Annotated in this window: 20 protein-coding genes; 17 read left to right on the top strand and 3 right to left on the bottom strand. The window is 69.6% G+C overall.

Annotated elements, in window-relative coordinates:
• Positions 1 to 3: 3 nt before the first annotated feature.
• The 12 genes from AC1DW0_RS17870 to AC1DW0_RS17815 all read left to right on the top strand — a co-directional run bounded on the left by AC1DW0_RS17870 (position 4) and on the right by AC1DW0_RS17815 (position 13,825).
• Positions 4 to 1,992: a TonB-dependent receptor gene (locus tag AC1DW0_RS17870; protein ID WP_056202737.1), complete on the top strand. Its 1,989-nt coding sequence runs from the start codon at positions 4 to 6 to the stop codon at positions 1,990 to 1,992.
• Between the two features lie 138 nt (positions 1,993 to 2,130).
• Positions 2,131 to 3,603: a circularly permuted type 2 ATP-grasp protein gene (locus tag AC1DW0_RS17865; protein WP_056202739.1), complete on the top strand. Its 1,473-nt coding sequence runs from the start codon at positions 2,131 to 2,133 to the stop codon at positions 3,601 to 3,603.
• 14 nt (positions 3,604 to 3,617) lie between these two features.
• A complete protein-coding gene (locus AC1DW0_RS17860) occupies positions 3,618 to 3,776 on the top strand; it encodes an alpha-E domain-containing protein (protein ID WP_457350308.1) in 159 nt (52 codons plus the stop codon).
• Positions 3,766 to 3,924 carry an alpha-E domain-containing protein gene (locus AC1DW0_RS17855; RefSeq protein WP_457350308.1) on the top strand — a complete coding sequence of 53 codons (159 nt, stop codon included), beginning with the start codon at positions 3,766 to 3,768 and terminating at the stop codon, positions 3,922 to 3,924. Before AC1DW0_RS17860 ends, AC1DW0_RS17855 begins: the two co-directional genes overlap by 11 nt.
• The gene (locus AC1DW0_RS17850; RefSeq protein WP_457350308.1) at positions 3,914 to 4,072 is read left to right on the top strand and encodes an alpha-E domain-containing protein; all 159 of its coding nucleotides are present in this window, start codon (positions 3,914 to 3,916) and stop codon (positions 4,070 to 4,072) included. The genes AC1DW0_RS17855 and AC1DW0_RS17850 overlap by 11 nt, the downstream gene beginning before the upstream one ends.
• The gene (locus AC1DW0_RS17845; protein ID WP_056202742.1) at positions 4,062 to 5,012 is read left to right on the top strand and encodes an alpha-E domain-containing protein; all 951 of its coding nucleotides are present in this window, start codon (positions 4,062 to 4,064) and stop codon (positions 5,010 to 5,012) included. Before AC1DW0_RS17850 ends, AC1DW0_RS17845 begins: the two co-directional genes overlap by 11 nt.
• Positions 5,013 to 5,201: 189 nt before the next feature.
• Positions 5,202 to 8,633, top strand: coding sequence for a transglutaminase family protein (locus AC1DW0_RS17840; protein WP_056202743.1), 3,432 nt, complete (start codon positions 5,202 to 5,204; stop codon positions 8,631 to 8,633).
• A 35-nt stretch (positions 8,634 to 8,668) separates the two neighbouring features.
• Positions 8,669 to 8,953: a DUF6290 family protein gene (locus tag AC1DW0_RS17835; RefSeq protein WP_056202746.1), complete on the top strand. Its 285-nt coding sequence runs from the start codon at positions 8,669 to 8,671 to the stop codon at positions 8,951 to 8,953.
• Positions 8,950 to 9,234 (top strand): type II toxin-antitoxin system RelE/ParE family toxin, encoded by a 285-nt coding sequence (locus tag AC1DW0_RS17830; RefSeq protein ID WP_056202747.1) that lies wholly within the window; start codon positions 8,950 to 8,952, stop codon positions 9,232 to 9,234. The genes AC1DW0_RS17835 and AC1DW0_RS17830 overlap by 4 nt, the downstream gene beginning before the upstream one ends.
• A 10-nt stretch (positions 9,235 to 9,244) precedes the next feature.
• Positions 9,245 to 10,129 (top strand): alpha/beta fold hydrolase, encoded by an 885-nt coding sequence (locus AC1DW0_RS17825; RefSeq protein ID WP_056202750.1) that lies wholly within the window; start codon positions 9,245 to 9,247, stop codon positions 10,127 to 10,129.
• 121 nt (positions 10,130 to 10,250) lie between these two features.
• The gene (locus AC1DW0_RS17820; RefSeq protein ID WP_056202760.1) at positions 10,251 to 12,899 is read left to right on the top strand and encodes a circularly permuted type 2 ATP-grasp protein; all 2,649 of its coding nucleotides are present in this window, start codon (positions 10,251 to 10,253) and stop codon (positions 12,897 to 12,899) included.
• Positions 12,896 to 13,825: a transglutaminase family protein gene (locus tag AC1DW0_RS17815; RefSeq protein WP_056202763.1), complete on the top strand. Its 930-nt coding sequence runs from the start codon at positions 12,896 to 12,898 to the stop codon at positions 13,823 to 13,825. The genes AC1DW0_RS17820 and AC1DW0_RS17815 overlap by 4 nt, the downstream gene beginning before the upstream one ends.
• A 6-nt stretch (positions 13,826 to 13,831) precedes the next feature.
• Here AC1DW0_RS17815 and AC1DW0_RS17810 read toward each other — a convergent pair whose 3' ends face one another.
• A complete protein-coding gene (locus AC1DW0_RS17810) occupies positions 13,832 to 14,422 on the bottom strand; it encodes a LysE family translocator (RefSeq protein WP_056202766.1) in 591 nt (196 codons plus the stop codon).
• An 84-nt stretch (positions 14,423 to 14,506) separates the two neighbouring features.
• Here AC1DW0_RS17810 and AC1DW0_RS17805 point away from each other — a divergent pair, with 84 nt between their 5' ends.
• Positions 14,507 to 14,950: an Lrp/AsnC family transcriptional regulator gene (locus AC1DW0_RS17805; RefSeq protein WP_056202768.1), complete on the top strand. Its 444-nt coding sequence runs from the start codon at positions 14,507 to 14,509 to the stop codon at positions 14,948 to 14,950.
• Positions 14,951 to 15,103: 153 nt separating this feature from the next.
• Here AC1DW0_RS17805 and AC1DW0_RS17800 read toward each other — a convergent pair whose 3' ends face one another.
• Positions 15,104 to 16,231: an ABC transporter substrate-binding protein gene (locus tag AC1DW0_RS17800; protein WP_056202770.1), complete on the bottom strand. Its 1,128-nt coding sequence runs from the start codon at positions 16,229 to 16,231 to the stop codon at positions 15,104 to 15,106.
• A 94-nt stretch (positions 16,232 to 16,325) separates the two neighbouring features.
• A complete protein-coding gene (locus tag AC1DW0_RS17795; protein WP_056202772.1) occupies positions 16,326 to 19,049 on the bottom strand; it encodes a sensor domain-containing diguanylate cyclase in 2,724 nt (907 codons plus the stop codon).
• 105 nt (positions 19,050 to 19,154) lie between these two features.
• On the opposite strand from AC1DW0_RS17795, the gene AC1DW0_RS17790 reads away from it, so the two are divergent.
• From AC1DW0_RS17790 to AC1DW0_RS17775, 4 genes are read left to right on the top strand one after another with little or no spacing between them, the layout of a single operon-like run.
• Positions 19,155 to 19,700: a DinB family protein gene (locus AC1DW0_RS17790; protein WP_200955325.1), complete on the top strand. Its 546-nt coding sequence runs from the start codon at positions 19,155 to 19,157 to the stop codon at positions 19,698 to 19,700.
• Between the two features lie 21 nt (positions 19,701 to 19,721).
• Entirely contained in the window at positions 19,722 to 21,695 is a 1,974-nt protein-coding gene (locus AC1DW0_RS17785) for an O-linked N-acetylglucosamine transferase, SPINDLY family protein (protein WP_477947146.1), read from the top strand.
• Positions 21,692 to 22,831, top strand: coding sequence for a DegT/DnrJ/EryC1/StrS family aminotransferase (locus AC1DW0_RS17780; RefSeq protein ID WP_477947144.1), 1,140 nt, complete (start codon positions 21,692 to 21,694; stop codon positions 22,829 to 22,831). The genes AC1DW0_RS17785 and AC1DW0_RS17780 overlap by 4 nt, the downstream gene beginning before the upstream one ends.
• Positions 22,824 to 23,918 (top strand): ATP-grasp domain-containing protein, encoded by a 1,095-nt coding sequence (locus AC1DW0_RS17775; RefSeq protein ID WP_477947142.1) that lies wholly within the window; start codon positions 22,824 to 22,826, stop codon positions 23,916 to 23,918. Before AC1DW0_RS17780 ends, AC1DW0_RS17775 begins: the two co-directional genes overlap by 8 nt.

The raw sequence follows: 23,918 nt of genomic DNA, 5'->3' as shown, positions 1-23,918 counted from the left end.
TTCATGCGTTCCTTTGCCCTGGCGCCCCTTGCGGCCGCCTGTCTTGTTTCCCTTTCTGCTCAAGCTGAGCCCGCCGAATCCCTCGACAAGGTCGTCGTCACCGGCAACCCGCTGAAGAGCCAGGTGCTGGCCCAACCCAGCGATTCCCTCAGCGGTGACCAGCTCGTGCTGACCCGCGCCGCCAACCTCGGCGACACCCTTCAAGGCCTGCCCGGCGTGGCGGCCACCAACTTCGGCCCCAACGCCAGCCGGCCCAGCATCCGCGGCCTGGATGGCGACCGCGTGCGCATCTTGAGCAACTCCGGCGCGTCGGTGGACGCGTCCAACCTCAGCTTCGACCACGGCGTGGCCATTGACCCGCTGGTCATCGACAAGGTCGAGGTGCTGCGCGGCGCGGCGGCCCTGCTGTACGGCGGCAACGCGGTGGGCGGTGTCGTCAACACGTTGGACAACCGCATCCCGCGCACGCTGATCGACGGCCTGAGCGGCGCGGCGGAAGTTCGCCTCGGCGGCGCCTCGCGCGACAAGAGCGGCGCCGTGGTGCTGGACGGCGGCAGCGGCCAGCAGCACGCCGGCTTTGGCTGGCATGTCGACCTGGCCGGGCGTGACGCCGGCGACCAGGTCGCCCCGCGCTTTGACAGTGATGGCGAAACCCGCACCAGCGTGCGCAACTCCGCGGCGCGCAGCCATGGCGGCGCGGTGGGCGGCTCGGTGTTCTTCCAGGGCGGCTATGCCGGCGTGTCCGTGGACGACTTCCACACCAACTACGGCACCACGGCCGAGGAGGACGTGACCATCCGCATGCAGCGCCAGCGCCTGGCGACGGCGGGCGAGTGGGCGACGGCCGACGGCCCCATCCACCGCGTCAGCTGGCAACTCAGCCGCAACCGCTACGAGCACCAGGAGGTGGAGGGCACGGGCGAGGTCGGCACGACCTTCAAGAGCACCGGTACCGATGGGCGCCTGGAGGTGGAGCACGCCGCGATCCAGACCCCATGGGGCCCGGTCAAGGGCTTGGTCGGCCTGCAGACCGAGTCGCTGGACTTCTCGGCCCTGGGCGAGGAGGCCTTCGTGCCCAGCACGCGCACCCGCAATACCGGCGTCTTCGTGCTGGAGCAGGCCAGGCTGGGCGGCGTGGACTGGTCGGCGGGCGCGCGCAGTGAGCGCGTGACGGTGGACTCGGACGGTGGCGAGCGCTTCGGCACCCCGGCGGACAGGCGCTTCAAACCCGTCAGCGTCGCGCTCAGCGGCGTCTATCCCTTGAGCGACGCCTGGAGCCTGAGCGCCAACCTGAACCGCACCGAGCGCGCACCGGCCTACTACGAGCTGTTCGCCAACGGCCTGCATCTGGCCAGCGCGGCGTATGAGCGGGGCGATGCCAACCTGGGCCTGGAGCGGTCCAAGGGCCTGGACGTCGGCTTGAAGTGGGAATCGGCGCAGAGCCACGTCCACGTCAATGTCTACGAGACGCGCTTTACCAACTACATCGCGCTGCAAGCCACCGGTGCGACGGTGGACAACGACGGCGAGGCGGTGCCGGTCTACAACTTCCAGGCCGTGCCGGCGCGGCTGCGTGGCGTCGAGCTGGAAGGCCGCTGGCAGCTGCATCCCACCATCGCGTTGCTGAGCCAACTGGACGCCGTGCGCGGCGACAACCGTGCCACCGGCGAGCCCCTGCCGCGCCTGGCACCGCTGCGCGCCATGCTGGGCCTGGAGGCCCGGCAGGGCGACTGGTCCGGCAAGCTGGAATGGCGCGGCGCCGCCCGCCAGACCCGCGTCGCCGAGTTCGACACGCCCACGCCCGGCTACGGCACGCTGCGCCTGTCCGTCGCCCGCCAGCTGCGCTGGGGGCAGACCGACGCCCTCTGGTACCTGAAGCTCGACAACCTGGGCAACAAGCTGGCCTACAACGCCACCGCCGTGCCGACCATCCGCGACCTGGCGCCCCAGGCGGGCCGGTCGGCGAGTACAGGGTTGCAACTGCGTTTCTGAGGCCTCGACCCGGTGTACAACCGTGCATGCCGCCCATGTACCGGGCGGTATGCACGCAAGTCGTGCGTGCACGCACCAGAAGCTTCTTTCTAGCGCGGGCGCGGAACTTGCGTCGCGAGGCAGGGAACAGGAGCAACGATGCAGACCGCCTTTGACGAGATGAATGCCGCTGCGCTGCAGTGGCAAGGCGCCACCGGCCAGGCCCAGCAGGCCGGTGGCGTGCGTGCTCACTACGAGAGCTATGCCCGCTGGCTGGCCGAGCAGCCCGAGTCGCTGATGCGCGAGCGGCGCGAGCAGGCCGAGCTGATCTTCCGACGCGTGGGTATCACTTTCGCCGTCTACGGCGACAAGGACTCGGGCGAAGGCACCGAGCGCCTGATCCCCTTCGACCTGATCCCGCGGGTCATCCCGGCCAGCGAGTGGACGTCCATGCAGGCCGGCCTGGCCCAGCGCGTGACGGCGCTGAATCGCTTCATCCACGACGTCTATCACGACCAGGAAATCCTCAAGGCCGGCATCGTGCCCGCCGACGAGATCCTGAACAACGCCCAGTTCCGCAAGGAAATGATGGGCGTGGACGTGCCCGGCGGCGTCTACAGCCACATTGCCGGCGTCGACATCGTGCGCGCCGGCCACGCCGACGGTAGCGGCCACTACTACGTGCTGGAAGACAACCTGCGCGTGCCCAGCGGCGTGAGCTACATGCTCGAGAACCGCAAGATGATGATGCGGCTCTTCCCTGAGCTGTTCGTCAATCACCGCATCGCGCCGGTGGCGCATTACCCCGACCTGCTGCTGGACACGCTGCGCAGCGTGGCGCCCTCGGGCGTGTCGGACCCGACCGTCGTCGTGCTGACGCCGGGCATGTACAACTCGGCCTACTTCGAGCACGCCTTCCTGGCCCAGCAGATGGGCGTGGAGCTGGTCGAGGGTCAGGACTTGTTCGTCGACGGCGGCTTCGTGTACATGCGCACCACGCGCGGCCCCAAGCGCGTCGACGTGATCTACCGCCGCCTGGACGACGACTTCCTCGATCCCAAGGTGTTCCGCGCCGATTCGCAGCTGGGCTGCGCCGGCCTCGTGGACGCCTACAAGGCGGGCAAGGTGACGCTGTCCAACGCCATCGGCACCGGCATCGCGGACGACAAGTCCATCTACCCCTACGTGCCGAAGATGATCGAGTTCTACCTCGGCGAGAAACCCATCCTGCAGAACGTGCCGACCTATGTCTGCCGCGACAAGGAAGACCTGGCCTACACGCTGGCGCACCTGTCCGAGCTGGTGGTCAAGGAGGTGCACGGCGCAGGGGGCTACGGCATGCTCGTCGGCCCCGCGGCTACCAAGGCCGAGGTGGAGGCCTTCCGGGCGCAGCTCATTGCCAACCCGGGCAACTACATCGCCCAGCCGACGCTGTCGCTGTCGACCTGCCCGACCTTCGTCGAGTCGGGCATCGCGCCGCGTCACATTGATCTGCGACCCTTCGTGCTGTCGGGGTCGAGCGTGCGCATGGTGCCCGGCGGGTTGACTCGGGTGGCGTTGAAAGAGGGGTCCTTGGTGGTGAACAGCAGCCAGGGTGGTGGAACCAAGGACACCTGGGTTCTTGAGGACTGAGGGAGGACTGATCGATGCTTTCAAGAACCGCTGACCACCTGTTTTGGCTGAGCCGCTATATCGAGCGGGCGGGTCGAGCGCGCAGCGCTCGGGGCGAAGCCACAACACGGCAGCGCGCATCAGCGCGCGCGGTGTTTTCGGCCAACGAAAGGGAGTCGAAGCATGCTGTCTAGGACTGCTGACCACCTGTTTTGGCTGAGCCGCTACATCGAGCGGGCGGGTCGAGCGCGCAGCGCTCGGGGCGAAGCCACAACACGGCAGCGCGCATCAGCGCGCGCGGTGTTTTCGGCCAACGAAAGGGAGTCGAAGCATGCTGTCTAGGACCGCTGACCACCTGTTTTGGCTGAGCCGCTACATCGAGCGGGCGGGTCGAGCGCGCAGCGCTCGGGGCGAAGCCACAACACGGCAGCGCGCATCAGCGCGCGCGGTGTTTTCGGCCAACGAAAGGGAGTCGAAGCATGCTGTCTAGGACCGCTGACCACCTGTTTTGGCTGAGCCGCTACATCGAGCGGGCCGAAAACACCGCTCGGATGCTGGACATCGCGTACCAAACCTCCCTCCAGCCGCAATCGGCGACGGAATCCGAGCAGTCGTGGAGCAGCCTGGTGTCGATCTCCGAGCTGAACAGCCTCTACAACACCAAGTACCCGCGCATCAACAGCCGCAGCGTCATGGAGTTCATGGTGGCCGACGAGAACAATCTCTCGTCCATCTTCAACTGCCTGCGCGCGGCGCGCGAGAACGCGCGGGCCGTGCGCGGTGCGCTGACGACCGAGGTCTGGGAGACGATGAACCAGACCTGGCTGGAGTTCCGTCGCCTGCTGCGCGAAGGCCTGCTGACGCGAGATCCGTCGCAGCTGTTCGAGTGGGTCAAGTACCGCTCGCACCTGTCGCGTGGCGTCACGGTCGGCACCATGCTGCAGGACGAGGCCTTTCACTTCATCCGCATCGGCTCCTTCCTGGAGCGGGCCGACAACACGGCGCGGCTGCTGGACGTCAAGTTCTATCGCCACGACGGGGAGATCGTCTCCGAGCGCGACACGGCGCGCGATTTCTACTACTGGTCGGCCGTGCTGCGCTCGGTGTCGGGCTTCGAGATCTACCGCAAGGTCTACAGCAACGTCATCCAGCCCGACAAGGTGGCCGAGCTGCTGATCCTGCGCCCCGACATGCCGCGCTCGCTGTCGCATTGCGTGACGCGCATGCTGGCCAACCTCAAGCGCGTGGCCAATCCACAGTCGGGCGAGACGCTGCGCCGCGTCGGGCGGCTGGAGGCGGAACTGGCCTTCGGGCGCATTGACGAGATCCTGGCCAAGGGCTTGCATCCCTTCCTGGACGACTTCCTCGCCGAGGTGGCCGATCTCGGTGCCGGCATCAGCCGCGACTTCCTCGTTCCTTCGACAGGATGACAGTGCCCCTCGCCCTGTCCTGCCGCGCTGAACGCGGGCGGGTCCGGTCGGTCCCCTTAGGGGACGGCGATGCTCGCGGCATTGAGCCGCGAGCACATCGCCATCGCGGGCCGGCTTGGGAGCGGCCCGGCGCTCGGCCCGATAACTCTATGCGTCGCGATAGCCGCGAATGCAGAACGGACAACTGACATGAGCATCCACGTCGCCCTCAAGCACGTCACCCGCTACAAATACGACCGCCCCGTCAGCCTCGGCCCGCAGGTCGTGCGGCTGCGGCCGGCGCCGCATTGCCGCACGCCGGTGCTGAGCTACTCGCTGCGCATCGAACCTGCCGACCATTTCATCAACTGGCAGCAGGACCCGTTCGCCAACTACCTGGCGCGGTTGGTCTTCCCCGAGAAGACGACCGAGTTCACCGTCACGGTGGACCTGGTGGCCGAGATGTCGGTCTACAACCCCTTCGACTTCTTCCTCGAAGAGCACGCCCAGACCTTCCCCTTCAAGTACGACGAGGTCCAGCAGATCGAGCTCGCGCCCTATCTGCAGGTCGAGCCGCTGACGCCCTTGCTGGCCGCCTACCTGAAGGAGATCCCGCTCGACCGGCGTTCGACGAATGACTTCCTCGTCGAGCTCAACCAGAAGGTGCAGGGCAGCGTCTCCTACCTGATCCGCATGGAGCCCGGCGTGCAGACGCCCGAGGAGACATTGGAGAAAGCCTCCGGCTCCTGCCGCGATTCCGGCTGGCTGCTGGTGCAGTTGATGCGCCACCTCGGCCTGGCGGCGCGCTTCGTGTCGGGCTACCTGATCCAGCTGACGCCCGACGAGAAGGCGCTGGACGGCCCCAGCGGCACCGAGGTCGACTTCACCGACCTGCACGCCTGGTGCGAGGTCTATCTGCCCGGCGCGGGCTGGATCGGCCTGGACCCGACCTCCGGCCTGCTCGCCGGTGAAGGCCACATCCCGCTGGCGGCCACGCCCACGCCTGGCAGCGCAGCGCCCATCAGCGGCGCCGTCGACAAGGCCGAGGTCGAGTTCGAGCACGAGATGAGCGTCACGCGCATCTACGAATCGCCGCGCGTGACCAAGCCCTACACCGAAGAGCAATGGGCCGAAGTGCTGAAGCTCGGCGAGCAGGTGGATCGCGAACTGGCCGCCGGCGACGTGCGGCTGACGATGGGTGGCGAGCCCACCTTCGTGTCCATCGACGACCGCGACGCCCCCGAATGGAACACCGAGGCGCTCGGCCCCACCAAGCGCATCCACGCCCAGCAGCTCACGCACAGGCTGCGCGACGAATATGGCCAGGGCGGCTTCCTCCATTTCGGCCAGGGCAAGTGGTACCCGGGCGAGCAGCTGCCGCGCTGGGCGCTGTCCATCTACTGGCGTGCCGACGGCCAACCCTGCTGGCGCAACCCGGAGTGGTTCGCTGACGAACGCGAGGGCCACGCTTACACGAGCACGCATGCCCAGGCCTTCATGAGCGCATTGACGCGCCGCCTGGCCCTACCAGACAGCCATGTCGAGCCCGCTTACGAGGACACCTTCTACTACCTGTGGCGCGAGCGCCGCCTGCCGGTCAACGTCGACCCCTTCGACTCGCGGCTGGACGACGAGATGGAGCGGGCGCGCCTGCGCCGCATCTTCGAGCAAGGCCTGGCCGAGGTCGTCGGCTATGTGCTGCCGATCGCCCACAGCGGCGACTCGCCGGCCCTGGCCGGCACGCGCTGGCAGACGGGGCCCTGGTTCTTCCGCGACGATCGCCTCTACCTGCATCCCGGCGACTCGCCGATGGGCTGGCGGCTGCCGCTGGACTCGCTCCCCTGGGTCAGCAAGGGCGACTATCCCTATCTGATCGAGCAGGATCCTTTCGCACCGCGCGGCATGCTGCCGGCCGCGGCGGCACTGCGGGTGCAGACGCTGGGCGTGACGTCGGCCGGGCCGGTGCCGGGCCTGCGGCTGGGGGGCAAGGCCGGTGCTGCTGCGGGTGGCGCCGGCATTGGTGGGGCAGGGGCAGGCGACGCCTCGACCCAGGCCGCACCAGGCCGCTTCGAGAGCGCCCGTGACGTCACGCGCACGGCGCTGTGCGTCGAAGCCCGCGACCCGCGGCGCGCCAACGGCCCCGCGGCCGAACGCAAGGGCAAGGCCAGCGGCGTGCTCTACGTCTTCATGCCGCCGCTCGAAAAGCTCGAGCATTACCTGGAGCTGTTGACGGCGGTGGAGGCGGCTTGCGAGGACACGGGCTACAAGATCGTGCTGGAGGGTTACCCGCCGCCGCGCGACCCGCGCCTGAAGCTGCTGCAGGTCACGCCAGACCCCGGCGTCATCGAGGTCAACATCCACCCGGCCCACAACTGGCGCGAGTTGGTCGACCACACCGAGTTCCTGTACGAAGCCGCGCGCCTCACGCGCCTGTCGAGCGAGAAGTTCATGATCGACGGCCGCCACACCGGCACCGGCGGCGGCAACCACTTCGTGCTCGGCGGCGCCACGCCGGCGGATTCGCCCTTCCTGCGCCGCCCCGCGCTGCTCGCGTCGCTGCTGGCCTACTGGCACAACCACCCGTCGCTCAGCTATTTGTTCAGCGGCCTCTTCATCGGCCCCACCAGCCAATCGCCGCGCGTGGACGAGGCGCGCAACGACCAGTTGCGCGAGCTGGAGATTGCGCTGGGCGAGATCCACAAGCTCGGGGACAACGTCGCTCCTTGGCTTATCGACCGCACGCTGCGCAATGTACTGGTCGACGTGACCGGCAACACCCACCGCAGCGAGTTCTGTATCGACAAGCTCTACTCGCCCGACTCCGCCACCGGCCGCCTGGGCCTGCTGGAGCTGCGCGCTTTCGAGATGCCGCCGCATGCGCGCATGAGCATCGTGCAGCAACTGCTGCTGCGCGCGCTCGTCACCCGCTTCTGGAACAAACCCTACCGCGCACCGCTGGTGCGCTGGGGCACGGAGCTGCACGACCGCTGGCTGTTGCCGCATTTCGTGCGCGAGGACTTTGCCGACGTCATGCAGGACATGCGCGAGGCCGGCTATGCCTTCGACGCCAATTGGTTCGCGCCGCACTTCGAGTTCCGCTTCCCGAAGTACGGCGAGTTCGTGGCCCGCGGCGTGCATGTGACGCTGCGCGGCGCGCTGGAACCCTGGCACGTGATGGGCGAGGAAGGCTCGGCCGGCGGCAATGTGCGCTATGTGGACGCGTCGCTGGAACGGATGGAGCTGCTCGTCACCGGCCTCGTCGACCCGCGCCACCGTGTGACGGTCAACGGCGTGCCCGTGCCGCTGCAGCCCACGGGCCGCGTCGGCGAGTTCGTCTGCGGCGTGCGCTACCGCGCCTGGCTGCCGGAGTCGGCCCTGCACCCCACCATCCCCATCCACGCGCCGCTGACGCTGGACCTTGTCGACACCTGGCAGAACCGGTCCTTGGGCGGCTGCCGCTACTCGGTCGCGCACCCGGGCGGGCGCAGCTACGAGACGCTGCCGGTCAACGCCTACGAGGCCGAGAGCCGCCGCCTGTCGCGCTTCGTGGCCATGGGCCACACGCCGGGCCAGGTCGAGGTGGGTGAGCCGAAGCGCAGCCTGGAGTTCCCGTTCACGTTGGATCTGCGCAAGGTGGGCTGATGTAGCACAATTGCGCTACAACATTGGAGCCCCCCATGTCGACGACGACCATTCGCCTGGAAGACGACTTGAAGGAACGCGTGAGCGAAGCCGCCGCGCGGGCCGGCAAGACGGCGCATGCCTTCATCCGCGATGCCATTGCCGAGTCGGTCGAGCAGGCGGAATTCGATGCGGAGATGGACAGGATCTGCGAGGAGCGCTGGACTGAGTTCCTGAAGACTGGCGAAGCCGTCAGTCTTGACGAAGCCAAGGCGTACTTCGATGCCAAGGTTGCCGGTAAGCCGGCGGTACTGCCGAAGCCTCGCAAGATTCTCGAATGACGAGTGTCGAGCTTGGGCGCGGTGCAATTGACGATCTGGATCGCATCACGGACTTTCTGATGGCGCACGATGCTGACAACGCCGTCGAGCGCAAAGACGAGTTGCTCGATGCGCTGCGTGTGTTGACTTACGCGCCAGAAATCGGACGCCGTGCCGGCACCGGCACGCGTGAACTGGTCGTCGGCCGGGCTGCACGAGGTTACGTCGTCCGCTACCGATACGTGCCGCGCGCTGATGTGGCCGTTGTAATCTCGATTCGCCACCAGCGCGAATCGCGCTAAGACCCGAAACATGCGCATCGAAATCGAACCCGGCGTCCGCCTCTTCGTCGACATTGAGGGCCTGGGCCATGAGCCCGTCGGCCCCGAACTGCGCGAGAAGCCGACGCTGATCCTCATCCATGGCGGCCCGGGTTTCGACCATACCGCCTTCCGGCCCTTCTTCAGCCGCTTCACCGATCTCTGCCAGGTCGTCTACTTCGACCAGCGCGGCCATGGCCGCAGCGACCCGCGGCCGGCGGATGAGTGGGTGCTGGACGTCTTCGCCGACGACATCGTGCGGCTGTGCGACGCACTGGGCGTCGTCAAGCCCATCGTGCTGGGCCAGAGCTTCGGCGGCTTTGTCGCACAGCGCTATCTGGCCCGCCACCCGGAGCACCCGGGCAAGGTCGTGCTGTCCAGCACCTCGCATCACTTCGGGCTGGAGCGCAAGATCGAGCGCTTCGGTGCGCTCGGCGGGCCGGACGCCGCGGCCGCCACGCGCGAGTTCTGGGAGAACCCCGGCCCGGCCAGCTGGGCCGTGTATGAAAAGGTCTGCCGCCGCCTCTACAACACGCAGCTCAAGAACCCGAACGCCGGCGGCTGGATGATGTTCAAGCCGGAGATCCTGTTCGCCCACACCCGCACCGAGCTGCGCGACATGGACCTTCGCCCGGGCCTCGCGAATGTGCAGTGCCCGGTGCTGGTCATGGCCGGCGAGCAGGACCCGGTCACGCCGCCGCAGGACGCCGAAGAGATCGTTGCCGCGCTACCGGCGCAATGGGTGCAGTTCGAGCGCTTTGCCAACGTGGGCCATGGCGCCTGGCGCGATGACCCGGAAGCGGCCGAACGCGTGTTGCGCGCCTTTCTGTCGCCGCGTGGCCAGGTTGCCAGCGAGCCGGGCTTACCGGCGCCCTGAGCAGTGACCGGCGCCAGCCGGCGCACCCCCCGCAGCCCCGGGCCGGCGCCGCGCGGACATTGCTCGACAATGCCCTTTCCGCCTTCTTCGCGCCGCATGACCGCATCGATCCTCCTCGCCCATGTCTGAGCTCACCCCCAGCCAGTGGAGCCTGCTTCCCGACGAGCCCGAGGAGGTGCTGGCGCCCGACCCGCTGGCGCTTGCCGCTTCGGCCGCGTTGCGCAGCCGTGACGGCCACTTCTATGAGCTGACCGGCCAGGTCAACCAGCCCGGCGAGCCCCAGGGCGGCCTCACCGAGCGCTGGCGTCGTTTCTTCGCGGCCGGCGGTGCGGCGGGTTGGCAGGAGCTCAGCGCCAAGGCCCTGCGCGTGCAGCGCCGCGTGCTGGAGGACGGTGCCAGCTACAACGTGCACAGCGATGCCCCACCGCTGCCCGGCCAGGACGAGAGAGAGGGTGCGCCGCTGGCCCGCCACTGGCCGCTGGAACTGCTGCCCATGCTCATCGAGCCGGACGAATGGCGCCATATCGAGGCCGGCATCGCCCAGCGCTCGCGCCTGCTCAACGCCGTCATGGCCGACACCTACGGGGAGCGCAAGCTGTTGAGCGAAGGCCTGCTGCCCGCGTCACTGGTGCTGGCCCACCCGCAATACCTGCGCGGTATGCATGGAGCCAAGCCGGCCGCTGGCGTTCACCTGCATGTGCTGGCCTTCGACCTGACGCGTTGCGCCGACGGCCATTGGTGGGTGGTCGGCCAGCGCACGCAGGCGGCGTCGGGCCTGGGCTATGTGCTCGAGAACCGCCTCATCGTTGCCCAGCAGTTCCCCGAAGCCTTCCGGCAGATGGCCGTGCAGCGCCTGGCGGCGAGCTACCGCGACTTCATCCAGACCCTGACCCAGCTGTCACCCGCCGGCGAGCGCAGCCGCGTCGCGCTGCTGACACCGGGGCCGCGCAACGAGACCTATTTCGAGCAGGCCTTCCTGGCGCGTTATCTCGGCATCACCCTCGTCGAAGGCGCCGACCTGACGGTGCGCGCGGACAAGGTCTATCTCAAGACCCTGGCCGGCCTGGAGCGCGTGCATGTGCTGCTGCGCCGCGTTGATGACACCTGGCTGGACCCGCTGGAGCTGCGCCCCGACTCCATCCTTGGCGTGCCGGGGTTGCTGCAGGCAGCGCGTGCCGGCGAGGTCGTCATCGCCAATGCGCCGGGCGCCGGCTGGCTGGAGAGCCCGGGCCTGTCCGCCTTCTGGCCCGGCGTGGCCGAGAGCCTGCTGGGCGAGGACCTGACGCTGCCAGCCATCCAGAGCTGGTGGTGCGGCGAGGACAGCGCCTGGCGCAGGTTGCGCCCGCGGCTGGCGGAGTTTGTCGTCGTGCCGACCTTCTCGGCCAGCAGCACGACGCGCAGCTTCTCGCCCATCGTCGCCGCGGAACTGACCGACGAGCAGCTCTGGGAGCTGGCCGAGCGTATCGACGCCGACCCCACCGCCTACACCTTGCAGGCCCGCGTCAAGCCCACCAAGCAGCCGGTCTGGACGCGCGGCGCGCTGGAGCCGCGCGTGGCCGTGCTGCGCGTCTTCGCCATGACCGACGGCCAGGGCGGCTGGAAGGTGCTGCCCGGCGGCCTGGCGCGCGTGGCGCCCAAGCGCGACCCGCTGGCCGATGCCTGGCTGTCCATCCAGCGCGGCAGCTTGAGCGCCGACACCTGGGTCATGACCGACGGCGAGGTCGACCCGACGACGCTGCTGGCCCAGCCGCTGCAGGCCGCCGACCTGCGCGACGTGCACTGGACGGTGACCAGCCGCGCCGCCGAGAACCTGTTCTGGCTGGGCCGCTACACCGAGCGTGCCGAGAACAGCGCCCGGCTGGCGCGTCATGTCATCGAGGCCAGCGTCATGGTGCAGCGCGGCGCGATGCCGCCGCCCATGCTGCCGCTGCTGGACGCGCTGGCGCGCCGCCATGGCCTTGTCGGCGCCAAGGCGCCCGCGGCCGAGGACGACCCGCGTGGTTTCGAGCGTGCGATCCTGACGGCCCTGCTGCCGGCGTCCGGCGAGACCAGCGTCGGCTGGAACCTGCGTGCGCTGCAGTCCTGCGCCCAGGCGCTGCGCGAGCGCCTGTCGCCCGAGGCCTGGCGCCTCATCCACGAAACAGCCGCCCAGTTCGAGCAGCATCTGCGCGCTGTGCTGGACCGCCCCGGTCCGGGCACGCCGGTGACCGATGTGCTCAATGTGCTGGCGCGCGCCGACACCCACCTGGCCGCCATCACCGGCGCCCAGACCGACCGCATGACGCGCGATGACGGCTGGCGGCTGCTGTCCATCGGCCGCCAGATCGAGCGCCTGTCCTTCCATGCCGAGGTGCTGGCCGAGACCTTCGAGCATGGCTTGGCGCTGACCGAGGACGGCTTCGGCCTGCTGCTGGGCGTGTTCGACTCGACCATCACCTACCGTGCCCAGTTCCAGGCGCGCCGCGAGGCACCGCCATTGCTGCACCTGCTGGTGCACGACACCGACAACCCGCGGTCGCTGGCCTGGGTGGCGCGCACGCTGCGCGACCGCTTCGCCAAGCTGGCCCGCCACGATCCCGGCTGGGCCGCCGACATCGCTGCCGAGCTGCCCGTGCCCGAGGCCTGGCCGCTGGCCGAACTGGCGGCGTCAGGGCCGGCCCTTGTCGAGCATCTGACGCGCGCGGCGGCCCAGGCGGGCGAGTTGTCCAGCCTGATCAGCCAGCGTTATTTCGCGCATGTGCTCGGCGCAGAACAGCGAGTCTGGCAATGACAGGCATCCGGCTCGCCGTCCATCACGTCACCGAGTACACCTACGACGACTCGGTGGAATGGGCCTATCACGCCGCCTGCCTGGCGCCGCGCCACACGCCCTGGCAAAAGGTCAGCGACTGGCGGCTCAACATCGACCCGTTGCCGGACGGCTGGGGCGTCGAGGGGCTGGAGCTGGATACGGGCGAGCTGGCCCGGCATCTGCGCCGCGACCCCTGGGGCAACCAGCACCTGAGCTTTGGCCATGCGCGCGTGCATGAACGCCTCGTCGTCGACAGCCGCTTCGAGGTGGAGCTCAGCGACCGCCCGGTGCCCGAGCCCGGCCGCGGCCAGGCCTGGGAGGCCGTTGCGGCCGGCCTGCGCTACCGCGCTGGCCGTGCGCTGCAGGAGGCCGACGAGTTCGCGCTCGCCTCCAACTACGCCGCACCCGACGAGACGCTGCGCGCCTATGCGCGCCGCGCCTTTTCGCCCGGCCGCACGCTGGCCGCCGGCGGCCTGTCGCTGATGCACCAGATCCACACCGACCTGCGCTATCTGCCGCAGAGCACGACGGTGGCGACCCGCGCCGCCGACGCGCTGGCCCTGCGCAGCGGCGTCTGCCAGGACTTCGCCCACGTCTTCATCGCCGCCTGCCGCTCACTGGGCCTGGCGGCGCGCTATGTGAGCGGCTATCTGCTGACACGCCCGCCCGAGGGCGTGACCAAACTTGTCGGCGCGGATGCCTCGCATGCCTGGGTTGAACTGTGGTGCCCCGAGCAGGGCTGGCTGGCCCTGGATCCGACCAATGCCGTGCCTGCGGGCCTGGACCACGTCACGCTGGCCTGGGGCCGCGACTATGCCGACGTGGCGCCGCTGCGCGGCGTGCTGCGCGGCGGCGGCGTGGCGACACTGGGCGTGAGCGTCAGCGTAGAGCCGATGGCCGACTGAGCGGCGTCAGCTCCGCAGCAGCGGCAGCACCGACACCACCATCAGCGCCGCGGCACCCCAGTTGAAGGCCTGCAGCGCGCGCGGCCGGTGCAACCAGCGGCGCATCTGCTCGCCCAGCAGGGCCCATGAGCCGCAGCAGGGCAGGTTGACGAGGACGAAGACGGCTGTCAGCGCCGCGATGCCGAGTTCGCCATAGGCCGTCACGGCCGTCAGCGCCATGGCCCAGGCCTTGGGGTTGACGACCTGGAACAGCGCCGCAGCGCCAAAGCCCAGGGGTCGGCCCTGGCCGCCGCCTTGAGCGGTCGGTGGCGCGGCGCTGGCGATCTTGACCGCGAGGTAGAGCAGATAGGCCAGGCTTGCCCACTTCAGCACCTCATGCAGGCCGGGGTAGCGCGTGAACACCTCGCCCAGCCCCAGGCCGACGAGCACCAGCATGACGCCGAAGCCGAAGCTGATGCCCAGCAGATGCGGCAGGCTGCGCCGCCAGCCGAAGTTGGTGCCCGAGGCCAGCAGCATCAGGTTGTTGGGTCCGGGCGTGATGGACATGACGAAGGCGAAGCCGGTGAGGGCGGCCAGGGTGCTGAGGGTGGTTTCCATGGCGCGCAACTCTAGGCAGGTCGGCACCGAATGGGTTTGCGTTGTGCAGTGCGTTGGCTCGCCAATGTGCAATCATCTGCGGCCATGGATGCGATCGACGACAAGATCTTGCGCGAGCTGGCCCGCGACGGCCGCATGACCAATGCCGAGCTGGCCCAGCGCATCGCGCTCAGCCCGTCGGCCTGCCTGCGGCGCGTGCAAGAGCTGGAGAGAGTGGGCGTCATCAAGGGCTACCGCGCCGTGCTGGACCCGGCGCGGCTGGGCCTGGGTTTCGTGGCCTACGTGGCCATCGGCCTGTCGCGCCACACGCTGGACGAGCAGCTGAGCTTCGAGCAGGCGATGAAGGACTGCCTGGTTGTGCGCGAGTGCCACAACGTGACCGGTGCCTTCGAGTACCTGCTGCGTGTGGAGGTGGCCGACCTGCCGGCCTACAAGCGCTTCCATGCCGACGTGCTGGGCGGCCTGCCCCAGGTCAGCATGATCACCAGCTACATCGTCATGGACTCCCCCAAGGACGATCGCGGTTGAATCTTGGTGCCCCTCGCCCAGTCTTGCCCCGCTGGACGCGGCCAAGCCTGGTCGGTCCCCCGAGGGGACGGCGATGCTTGCGGCATCGAGCCGCAAGCACATCGCCAGCGCGGGCCGGCTAGGGAGCGGCCCGGCGCTCGGCCCGCAGAGGGGTCAACGTTTCACTTTTCCGTCGCCCGTGAGCATCGACAGCTCCACGAAGCTGGAGCCGGTGTGCTTGGTGGGCGAGAAGTTCAGGTGATAGCCGCGTGACTCGTAGCCGGACAAGGTCTCCAGCGCGGCGATCAGTGCTTCGCGGGTGGGCCGGCCGCCCAAACGGCGCAGGGCATCGACGATGACGCGCGCCGCGACATAGCCTTCCATGCTCGTGTAGTTGGGCTCGGCCTTGGCGTCGAGCTTGCGCAGGGCCTGCTGGTAGTCGTTGACGAGGCCGACCGCGGTGCCGAAGGGCGACGGCATGACCTGCGAGACGACGATGCCGGCGGCGTCCTTGCCGAGCTCATCGGCCAGGGCCTGCGTGCCGACGAAGGACACGTTGTAGAACTGGCCGAAATAGCCTGCCTTGCGGGCCTCGCGGATGAAGGCGGCGCAGCTCTTGTACGCGCTGATCTGCACGATCGCCTCGGCCTGTGCCGGCACGAGGGTCTTGATGGCCGCAGCCACGTCGACACTGTTGCGCTCCACCGTCGCAACGGCCACCGGCTGCAGGCCACGTTTTTCCAGCGCGCGAAGCACGCCCTTCAGACCGGCCTGGCCATAGGCGTCGTTCTGGTGGAAGACGGCGATCTTCTTCAGGTCGAGCTGGGTCAGCTGTTTGACGATCAGCTCGGTCTCGTCGTAGTAGGACGCGCGGATGTGGAAAACCAGCTTGTTGAACGGGTCGCGCAGCGCCTCGGCGCCGGTGAAGGGGGCGATGAAGGGAATCTTGGCGGCCGTCGCCAGCGGCAGCGCCGCCACCGATGTGGGCGTGCCCACATAGCCGAACAAGGCGAAGACATCCTCCTGGATGAACTTCTCGGTGTTGGCCTTGCAGCGCGCGGGCTCGTAGCCGTCGTCCAGCGTCTTCAGCACGATGGGCAGGCCGCCCACGCCGCCGCTGGTGTTGACGGCATCGAAATAGGCCTTGGCGCCGAGCTGCATCTGCAGGCCGAGCTGGGCGGCGGGACCGGTCAGCGGCACGGACTGGCCGAGCACGATGGCGCGGCGTTCCTGGGCGCGAGCGGATGTGGCCGGCAGCGCGAGGCTGGCCAGGGCGAGATGGGCTTGGCGGCGGGTCAGCATGGGCGCGAATCATGCCCCAAGCCTGGGGAGGCTGTTACAACCGATCGGCGCACAGTGCCCGCCGGGCGTGAATACATCCCGGCGGAAACGTTTGCTAACTTGTGCGTGCGCGGGCGCGGCCGGCGCGTTTGTTGGCGAACATGGCCTCGTCGGCGAAGCGCATCAGCGCATCCGCCGTCTGGCCATCCACCGGGAAGTGGGCCAGGCCCAGGCTGCTGCCCACGGCCACCTGCTCGCCCGAGCCCAGCGTGATCGGCTGGGACAGAGCGTCCAGCAGCCGGTTCAGCACCGGTTCGGCGTCGGCCGGCACCAGGGTCGGCGTCAGCAGCACGACGAATTCGTCGCCACCCAGGCGGGCCACCGTGTCGCTGGCGCGCAGGCCGGTGTGCAGGCGGGCGGCCACGGCCTTGAGCACTTCGTCGCCGGCGTCGTGGCCATGGCTGTCATTGATCTGCTTGAAGCCGTTCAGGTCGAGATAAGCCAGCGCAAAGACATGGCCGCTGCGCTCGGCGGCGGCAATGGCCTGCTTGAGCCGGTCGCCCAGCAGCAGGCGGTTGGGCAGGCCGGTCAATGCGTCGTGCAGGGCCGCGCGCTCCATGCGCGCCTCGTGGGCCTTGCTCTGCGTGATGTCGACCATCATCCACAGCGACTCGCCACCCCGTTCGCTGGATACGGCGGGCAGCTCGACGCCGGCCAGGTCCACCCAGATCAACGAGCCGTCCTTGCGCCGCATCTGCAGCTGGGTGCGAAAGCGACCGCCGGCCTTGAGCTGTGGATAGGCCAGCGCACCCAGGGTCTCGTAAGCGGTGTCGTCGACGTAGAGCTGGCGCACCGGCGCACCGAGGAGTTCGCCCTCGGCGTAGCCGAACATGCGCTCCAGCGCCTGATTGCGCCAGACGGTCACGCGGTCTCGCAGCTTGACGATGCCGACCAGATCGCTCTCCAGCATGGCCTCCTGGTCCAGCGTCAACTGGTGCAACTGCTGGCGGATGCGATGGGTCTCGCTGATGTCGAACATCACGGAGCGGCTGCGCAGGTAGTTGCCGTTGGCGTCGTAGACGGCCGTGGCCGACAGGCTGACGCGGCGGGCTTCGCCCTGGCGGCCCTTGACGCTGAACTCCAGCTCCGAGATGCGCCCTTCGCGCATAAAGCGGGGGAAGGCCTGGCTGAACAGCAGGCGGCCCTCGGCATCGAAGAAGTCCGCCGGGCTGGCCTGGCCGATCAGCTCTTCGGCCGTGCAGCCCAGCCAGCTCAGGCCCAGGGCGTTGATCTGCAGGAAGCGCCCGTTCTCGTCCAGCGCGTAATAGGCACAGGGCGCGTTGTCGTAGAGGTCCTGCAGGCTCTGGCGCGCCTCGTCGGCCTGGGCCTGGAGCTGCTTGCGGGCCGTGATGTCGGACTCGATGACCATGAAGCCCGTCAGCGCGCCCTCGGCGTCGTGCAGGGGCTGGACCTCGACGTCCACCCAGTAGTCGCGGCCGTCCTTGGCGCGGCGTATCAGCTCGACCTTGCAGCCCAGTCCAACGCTCATGGCCTCGCGCATGCCGTGCACCGTGTCCTCGTTGGTCAGCTCGGAATGCAGCAGGTCGCTCGGCCGCTTGCCCACGGCCTCCGCACTGGTGAAGCCGCTGAGCCGCGTGAAACCGTCGTTGACCCAGTTGATGCGGCGATCCGTGTCGGTGATCAAGACGGCATTGGTCGTGTGGCTGGCCACCATGGCCAGGCGCGCCAGGTCGGCGGTCATGCCGCGCGCCATCTCCTCGGCGCGTGTGCGGCCGGCGGCCAGCAGATAGACCGTCACGGCCAGCAGCAGGCTCAGCAGCGCACCGCCCAGTTCCAGGCCCAGGCCCGACAGGCCCAGCAGCCGCATGGACGCCTCGCGGGTCAGCGCCGTATCGAGCATGAACTCGCGGCCGGCGACCGTGAAGCGCAACGAATCGGCCGTCGGCGCGTCACTCAGCTCGTAATCGGCCGCCTCGGCCGGTGCCAGCGCCTGGCCCGCGCGCGTCGCCAGCAGGGGCTGAAACTCGGCGTCGGTGGTCCGGACGGACAACTTCAGGTCCAGCAGCGACGACGCCGGCTCTGCCACGCCGCGCAGCAGGTCGCCCGCCACCAGCGGGGCATACAGCAGGCCGAGCAGCGCGGCGCGGCGTTCGGCCGGCGTGCCGGGGTCATGGCCCTGCAGATAGACCGGCACGAGCAGCAGGAAACCGGTGCCCTTCAGAGGGTCCTGCACCAGGCGCACGGGGCCGGAAAGAGTCGCCTCGCCGCTGTCGATGGCCTGTTCGATGGCCTGGCGGCGCACCGGGTTAGCGCCGGAGTCGATGCCCCAGGCCGAGAAGTTGTGCGAGAACGGCGAAATCTGCGTGACGACGTAGAGCGTCGGGTCCTGGCCCGAGCCATGCACGCGGAATTCGGTGCCCCCCTCGCGCTGGCGGGCCGCGACGAAGGCGGCCAGGTCGCGGCGCGCCACCCTCTCGATGAAGCCGAAACCACGCACGCCGGGGAACTCGCGGGGCAAGTCGCGCGACTCGACATAGGCGTCAAAGGCCGCGCGGCTGAACTTGCCCTCCAGCGCCGCCAGCGCGCCGCGGGCGCCCTTGAGGCCATAGACCGGCATGGTCAGCCGCTTCACGACATCGGCCTGCAGCCGCTCAACCTGGCGTTCCTGCAGGCCGCGCGCCTCGGCGCCGGCGCGCTGCTGCTGCCAGATGACGGCGCCCGCTGTCAAAGCCAGGCCGATGGACAGCACGGCCGCGGCCGCCACCCATGCAGCCGTGCTGACCTTCTCTGACCCGGTATAGCCGTCTCCGATGCGCAAGCCTTGACTCTTTTGTGGCGCGGCATGCTGCCTGCGTGGCGATTGAAGCATGTCCGGTCCGCGCCGTCAGCCCCATGGCGGGGCCGCCCGAGCACAATGCCAGCCATGAATATCTTCCTCATTCAGGCCCGCGCCAACCGCCTCGCCAACCGCCGCCTGCTGGGTGCGCTGGCAGCGCTGTCCGATGCCGATTTCCACGCCCCGCGCACCAGCTTCTTCCCCAGCCTGGCGCTGACGGCCAATCACATCCTCAATGTGGACCATTACTACCTTGCCGCCCTGCAGGGTGACGCAGCCATGCGCCACATCTGGGCCAGTTATGTGCCGGCGCAGACGGCGGCCGAGCTGGCGGCGCGGCAGGACGAAAGCGACGAGAAGCTGGTGGCGTTCTGCTCAGGCTTGCAGCCGGGCGACGAGGAGCGCATCGTCGCCTTCGACCGCGGCGCCGGTATCGAGAACGGGCCGCGCGAGCCGGTGGGGCGGGTGCTGGCGCACCTCTTCATGCACCAGACCCACCATCGGGGGCAGGTGCATGCGATGCTGGCCGGCACGGCGGTGAAGCCGCCGCAGCTGGATGACTTCATCATGCTGGGCGATGACAAGCATCGTGTGGCGGACATGGCGGAGCTGGGTTGGGCCGAGCCGGTGTGACGGCAGACGCAAATGGCGGGTATGGCGGTAAGGCACAAATCGATCGCGTCCAACATCGAGCTGATCCGGCTCCTGAACTTCGGTGAGCATGCCCTGGCCGTCGACTGCGCCCAGGCCGCGCTGCGCAACCGGCCCTCCGACAGCAAGCTCTGGCAGTTGCTCGGCCTGGGCCATATGCAGCTTGGCCAGCATCGCGACGCGCTGGCGGCGCTGCGCCGTGCGGCCGAGTTGGCGCCGGGCGATGCCGAAATCCGAGACAACCTGCGCATTCTCGGAACGGCGGCCGGGACGATGGCCTGGCAGGCTTTTGCCGCGGCGATGGAAGCAGGCGACCTGCCGCAGGCGTTGAGCCTGGCGCGCCGTGCGGTGCGTGACGAACCGCAGGAGGCGGCGCGTCACAACAACCTGGCCGTCGCGCTGGCGGCTTCGCAGCGCATGTCCGAAGCCATCGATGCCAGCCGGCGCGCGGTGACTTTGGCGCCGCAGTCGGTGGAGTTTCAATTGAACCTGGCCCGCTTCCTGACGGTCACCGGGCAGGAAGCCGACGGACCGGCCAGCTATCGCCGCGTCCTCGAACTCGATCCCGAGAACGTGGAAGCGCGCCGCCTGCTGGCCTGGCACGCTGCGCACCGGGGTGACCCGGCCGAGGCTGCGGCCTACTGCAGCGCGAGCCGCGATGAGTTTCCTCGCGACCTGTCCCTGTTCAGCAACCGGCTGTACTACGGCACGCTCGATGGCAGCCTGGCGCCCGAGCAGAGCTTCGCCGCGCATGTCGAATACGGCCGGCGCGCCGAGGCCGCGGTGCCGGCTGCCGGCTTCGCCTTCGCGCAGCCGTGCGACCCGGCGCGGCGGCTGCGCGTGGGCTTCGTCTCGGGCGATCTCTACGATCATCCCGTGGCCGGCTTCATCGAGCCGGTCTGGGCGGCGCTGGACCGGACGCAGATCGAAGTCTGGGTCTACGCGGGCGGTGCGAAGCGCGATGCAGTCACCGAGCGGCTGCGCCCGCTGGCCCAGGTCTGGCGCGACGTGCGGGACCTCGGCGACGAGGCGCTGGCGGCCCGCATCCATGCCGACGCGATCGACGTGCTGTTTGACCTGTCGGGCCACACGGCCGGCCACCGGTTGCCGAGCTTTGCGATGAAGCCCGCGCCGCTGCAGGTGACGTGGATCGGCTATCCCAACACGACCGGCCTGCGTGCCATGGACTACGCGCTGTGCGACCGTTTCAATGCGCCGCCGGGCCTGTACGAGCACTTCTACGTCGAGAAGTTCGCGCGCATCCCCTGCTCGGGCACGTTCACGCCGCTGGTTCGGCTGCCGGAGGTCGGTCCGCTGCCGGCGCTGGCGGCGGGGCGGGTCTGCTTCGGCAGCTTCAACGCGGTGCGCAAGATCGGCCCGGAGGTCGTCGCTGGCTGGGCCCGCGTGTTGCACGCCGTGCCGGATGCGCGCCTGCTGATCGGCTACGTCGCCGCGCAGGCGCAGGCGCAGCGCCTGGAGGCTGAGTTCGCGCGGCAGGGCATTGCCGCGGCGCGGCTGCAGTTCCGGTCGCCCGTGGCGCTGGCCGACTACCTGGCCCTGCACGGCGAGGTGGACCTTGTGCTCGACAGCTGGCCCTACGGTGGCGGCACGACGACCAACTATGCGCTCGCGATGGGCGTGCCGGTCGTGACGTTGCGCGGCCCCGGGCGGGCGCATTGCCAGTCGGCCGGCGTGCTGGGCCGCATCGGGTTGGAGGACTGGGTGGCGCGCGACGTCGAAGAGTTCGTCGCCATCGCTGCCGCCCGGGCCGGCGACCTGCCGGCACTGGCGGCCTTGCGTGCGGGCCTGCGGGATCGCTGGCAGGCCACGCCGCTGCGCCGGCCGGCCACGGTCGCGCGGGGCCTGGAGCGAGCCGTTCGCCGCATGTGGCAGCGCTGGTGTGCAGGCCTGCCGGCCGAGCACTTCGAGATCGGGCACGACGAGGTGCCCGGCCTTGTCCCGGCGCCGGCGCCATGAGCATGCGGCTGCTGATTCCCGACCTGCCCTGCGCGGACGCGCTGATGCCCTGGCTGCGCCGCATCGACGCCGCACGCCAGTACAGCAACTTCGGCCCGCTGGTGCGGGAGCTGGAAGCGACGCTCGCGGCGCACTGGCCGGTCGCGTCGATCGTGCCGGTGCGGTCGGACCTGCATGTGCGCACGGCGAGCAGTGGCACCGCCGCCCTCGAACTGGCGATGGCGGCGCTGGACCTGCCGCGGGGCGGCGAGGTGCTGATGCCCGCCTTCACCTTTCCCGCCACCGCAGCCGCTGCACTGCGCCAGGGGCTGCGGGTGCTGTTCGCCGACGTCGCCGAGGGCAGTTGGCAGCTCAGCCCGGTGCTCGCGCGCGAGGTCGCACGCCACCGCCGCCTGGCGCTGGTGATGCCCGTGGCCACCTTCGGCCGGCCGTTGGATGCGGCCGCGTGGGATGCCTTTTCCGAGGACACGGGCGTCCCGGTGTTGATGGATGCCGCGGCGGCCTTCGGCAACCAGGCCGTCGGGCATCGGGCCTGCGCCGCCTTCAGCTTGCATGCGACCAAACCGTTCGGCATCGGCGAGGGTGGGCTCATCGCCACGCGCGACGCCGCCCTGGCCGAGCGTGTGGCTCGGCTGTCCAACTTCGGGTTCGAGGGCGGGCGGGCCGCCGCCGTGGCGGGCAACGCCAAGATGTCAGAGTACGCGGCTGCCGTGGCCCTGTGCCAGTGGGCACGCCGTGGCGCGCTGCGCGAGCGGCGCCGGGCGCGGTGGCCGGCCTACAGCGCGCTGCTGGACGGCTTGCCCGGCGTGGGGCGGCAGACGGGCTTCGATGCCGGCGACGCGCTGCCGGCCAACCTGGTGTTGATGCTGCCCGTTCCCGCGGCGCCGGTGGCCGCAGCCCTGGCCCGCGAGGGCATCGAGACGCGCCGCTGGTATTGCCCGCCGCTGCCGGCGCAGCCGGCCTTCGCGGCCTGCCCGGTCGTTGGCGATCTGCCGGTCACGGCCGCCCTGGCCGGGCGCAGCCTCGGCCTGCCCTGGCATGGCTTCCTGACCGAAGCAGACCTCGATCAGCTGCGGTGCGCCCTCGCCACGCATGTCGTGCCTACCCTGATGCAAGAACCAGCCGGCCATGCATGAGAGGCCGCGCCTGCTGGTCGCCAGCGTCGGCAGCCTGGTGGGGCAGAACCTGCTCGAAGGGCTGGCTGGGCGGCGCGAGGGTGTCGAGGTGGTCGGCTTCAACTCACAGGCCGACGCGGTCAGCAACTTCCTGTGCGACCGCGTTCACCTCACTCCCGAGCTCAACAACGCCGGCTTCCTGGCCCGCTTCGAAGCCATCGTGGCGCAGGAGGCACCCGACCTCATCCTGCCCGGTCGCGACGACGACGTTGTCTTCCTAGCCGGATGGGCCGAGCGCAACCCCGGGGTGCGCTGCATGGTGGGCAGCGCAGCGAGTGCGCAGGTGCTGCGCGACAAGCGGGCGACTGCCGCCTTCGCGACGGCACGCGGCCTGCCCTTCGCACCGACGCTGTGCGATCAGGACGGTTGGGCCGCCGTGTCGGGGCTGGCGTCTGGATGGGGCTGGCCGCTGGTTGCCAAGCCGCGCCGCGGCAACGCGTCGCGCGGCGTCGTGCTGGCCACCGGGCAGAGCGAACTGCGCGCCGCGCTGGCCTGGCCGGACTACTGTTTTCAACCCTGGCTGGGCGCACGGCCCGAGCTGGCGGCCTGGCAGCGGCTGCGCGAGGGCGGTGTGCCGCTGGACTGGTCCTTGCCCGGGGTGGAGAAGCTCAGCCTGGACGGCTGCGTGGCGCCCTCGGGCCGATTGCTGGCGCCGTTCGCGACGCGGCACACGCAAGTCAGGCTCGGCCGCACGGAGCGGGTCGAGGCGCTGGCCCTGGACGGCGAACTGCGCCCCATGCTTCAGGCCTTCGGCGCAGCCTTGGCCGACCTGGGCTGGTGCGGCCCCTTCAACGTGCAGTTGGGCCGCACGCCGGACGGTCGGCTGCTGGCCTTCGAGATCAATGGCCGCTTCACCGGCAGCGCGGCCACGCTGGGCCACCTCGGGCTCGACTACATCGGCGAGTGCCTCGGCGCCTTCCTGGAGGGTGCGCCGCTGCCTGGCGTGCGCCCGGCCACCGCGCAGCGCGTCGACAAGCGCCTGGGCAACTGGGCGCTGGACCTCGACGCCGCGGACACGCTGAGGCGCGCGGGAGTCTGGGAGCGCTGA

The sequence above is a fragment of the Roseateles sp. P4_D2 genome, assembly GCF_056401875.1.
This window is presented reverse-complemented; position numbering and strand designations above follow the sequence as displayed.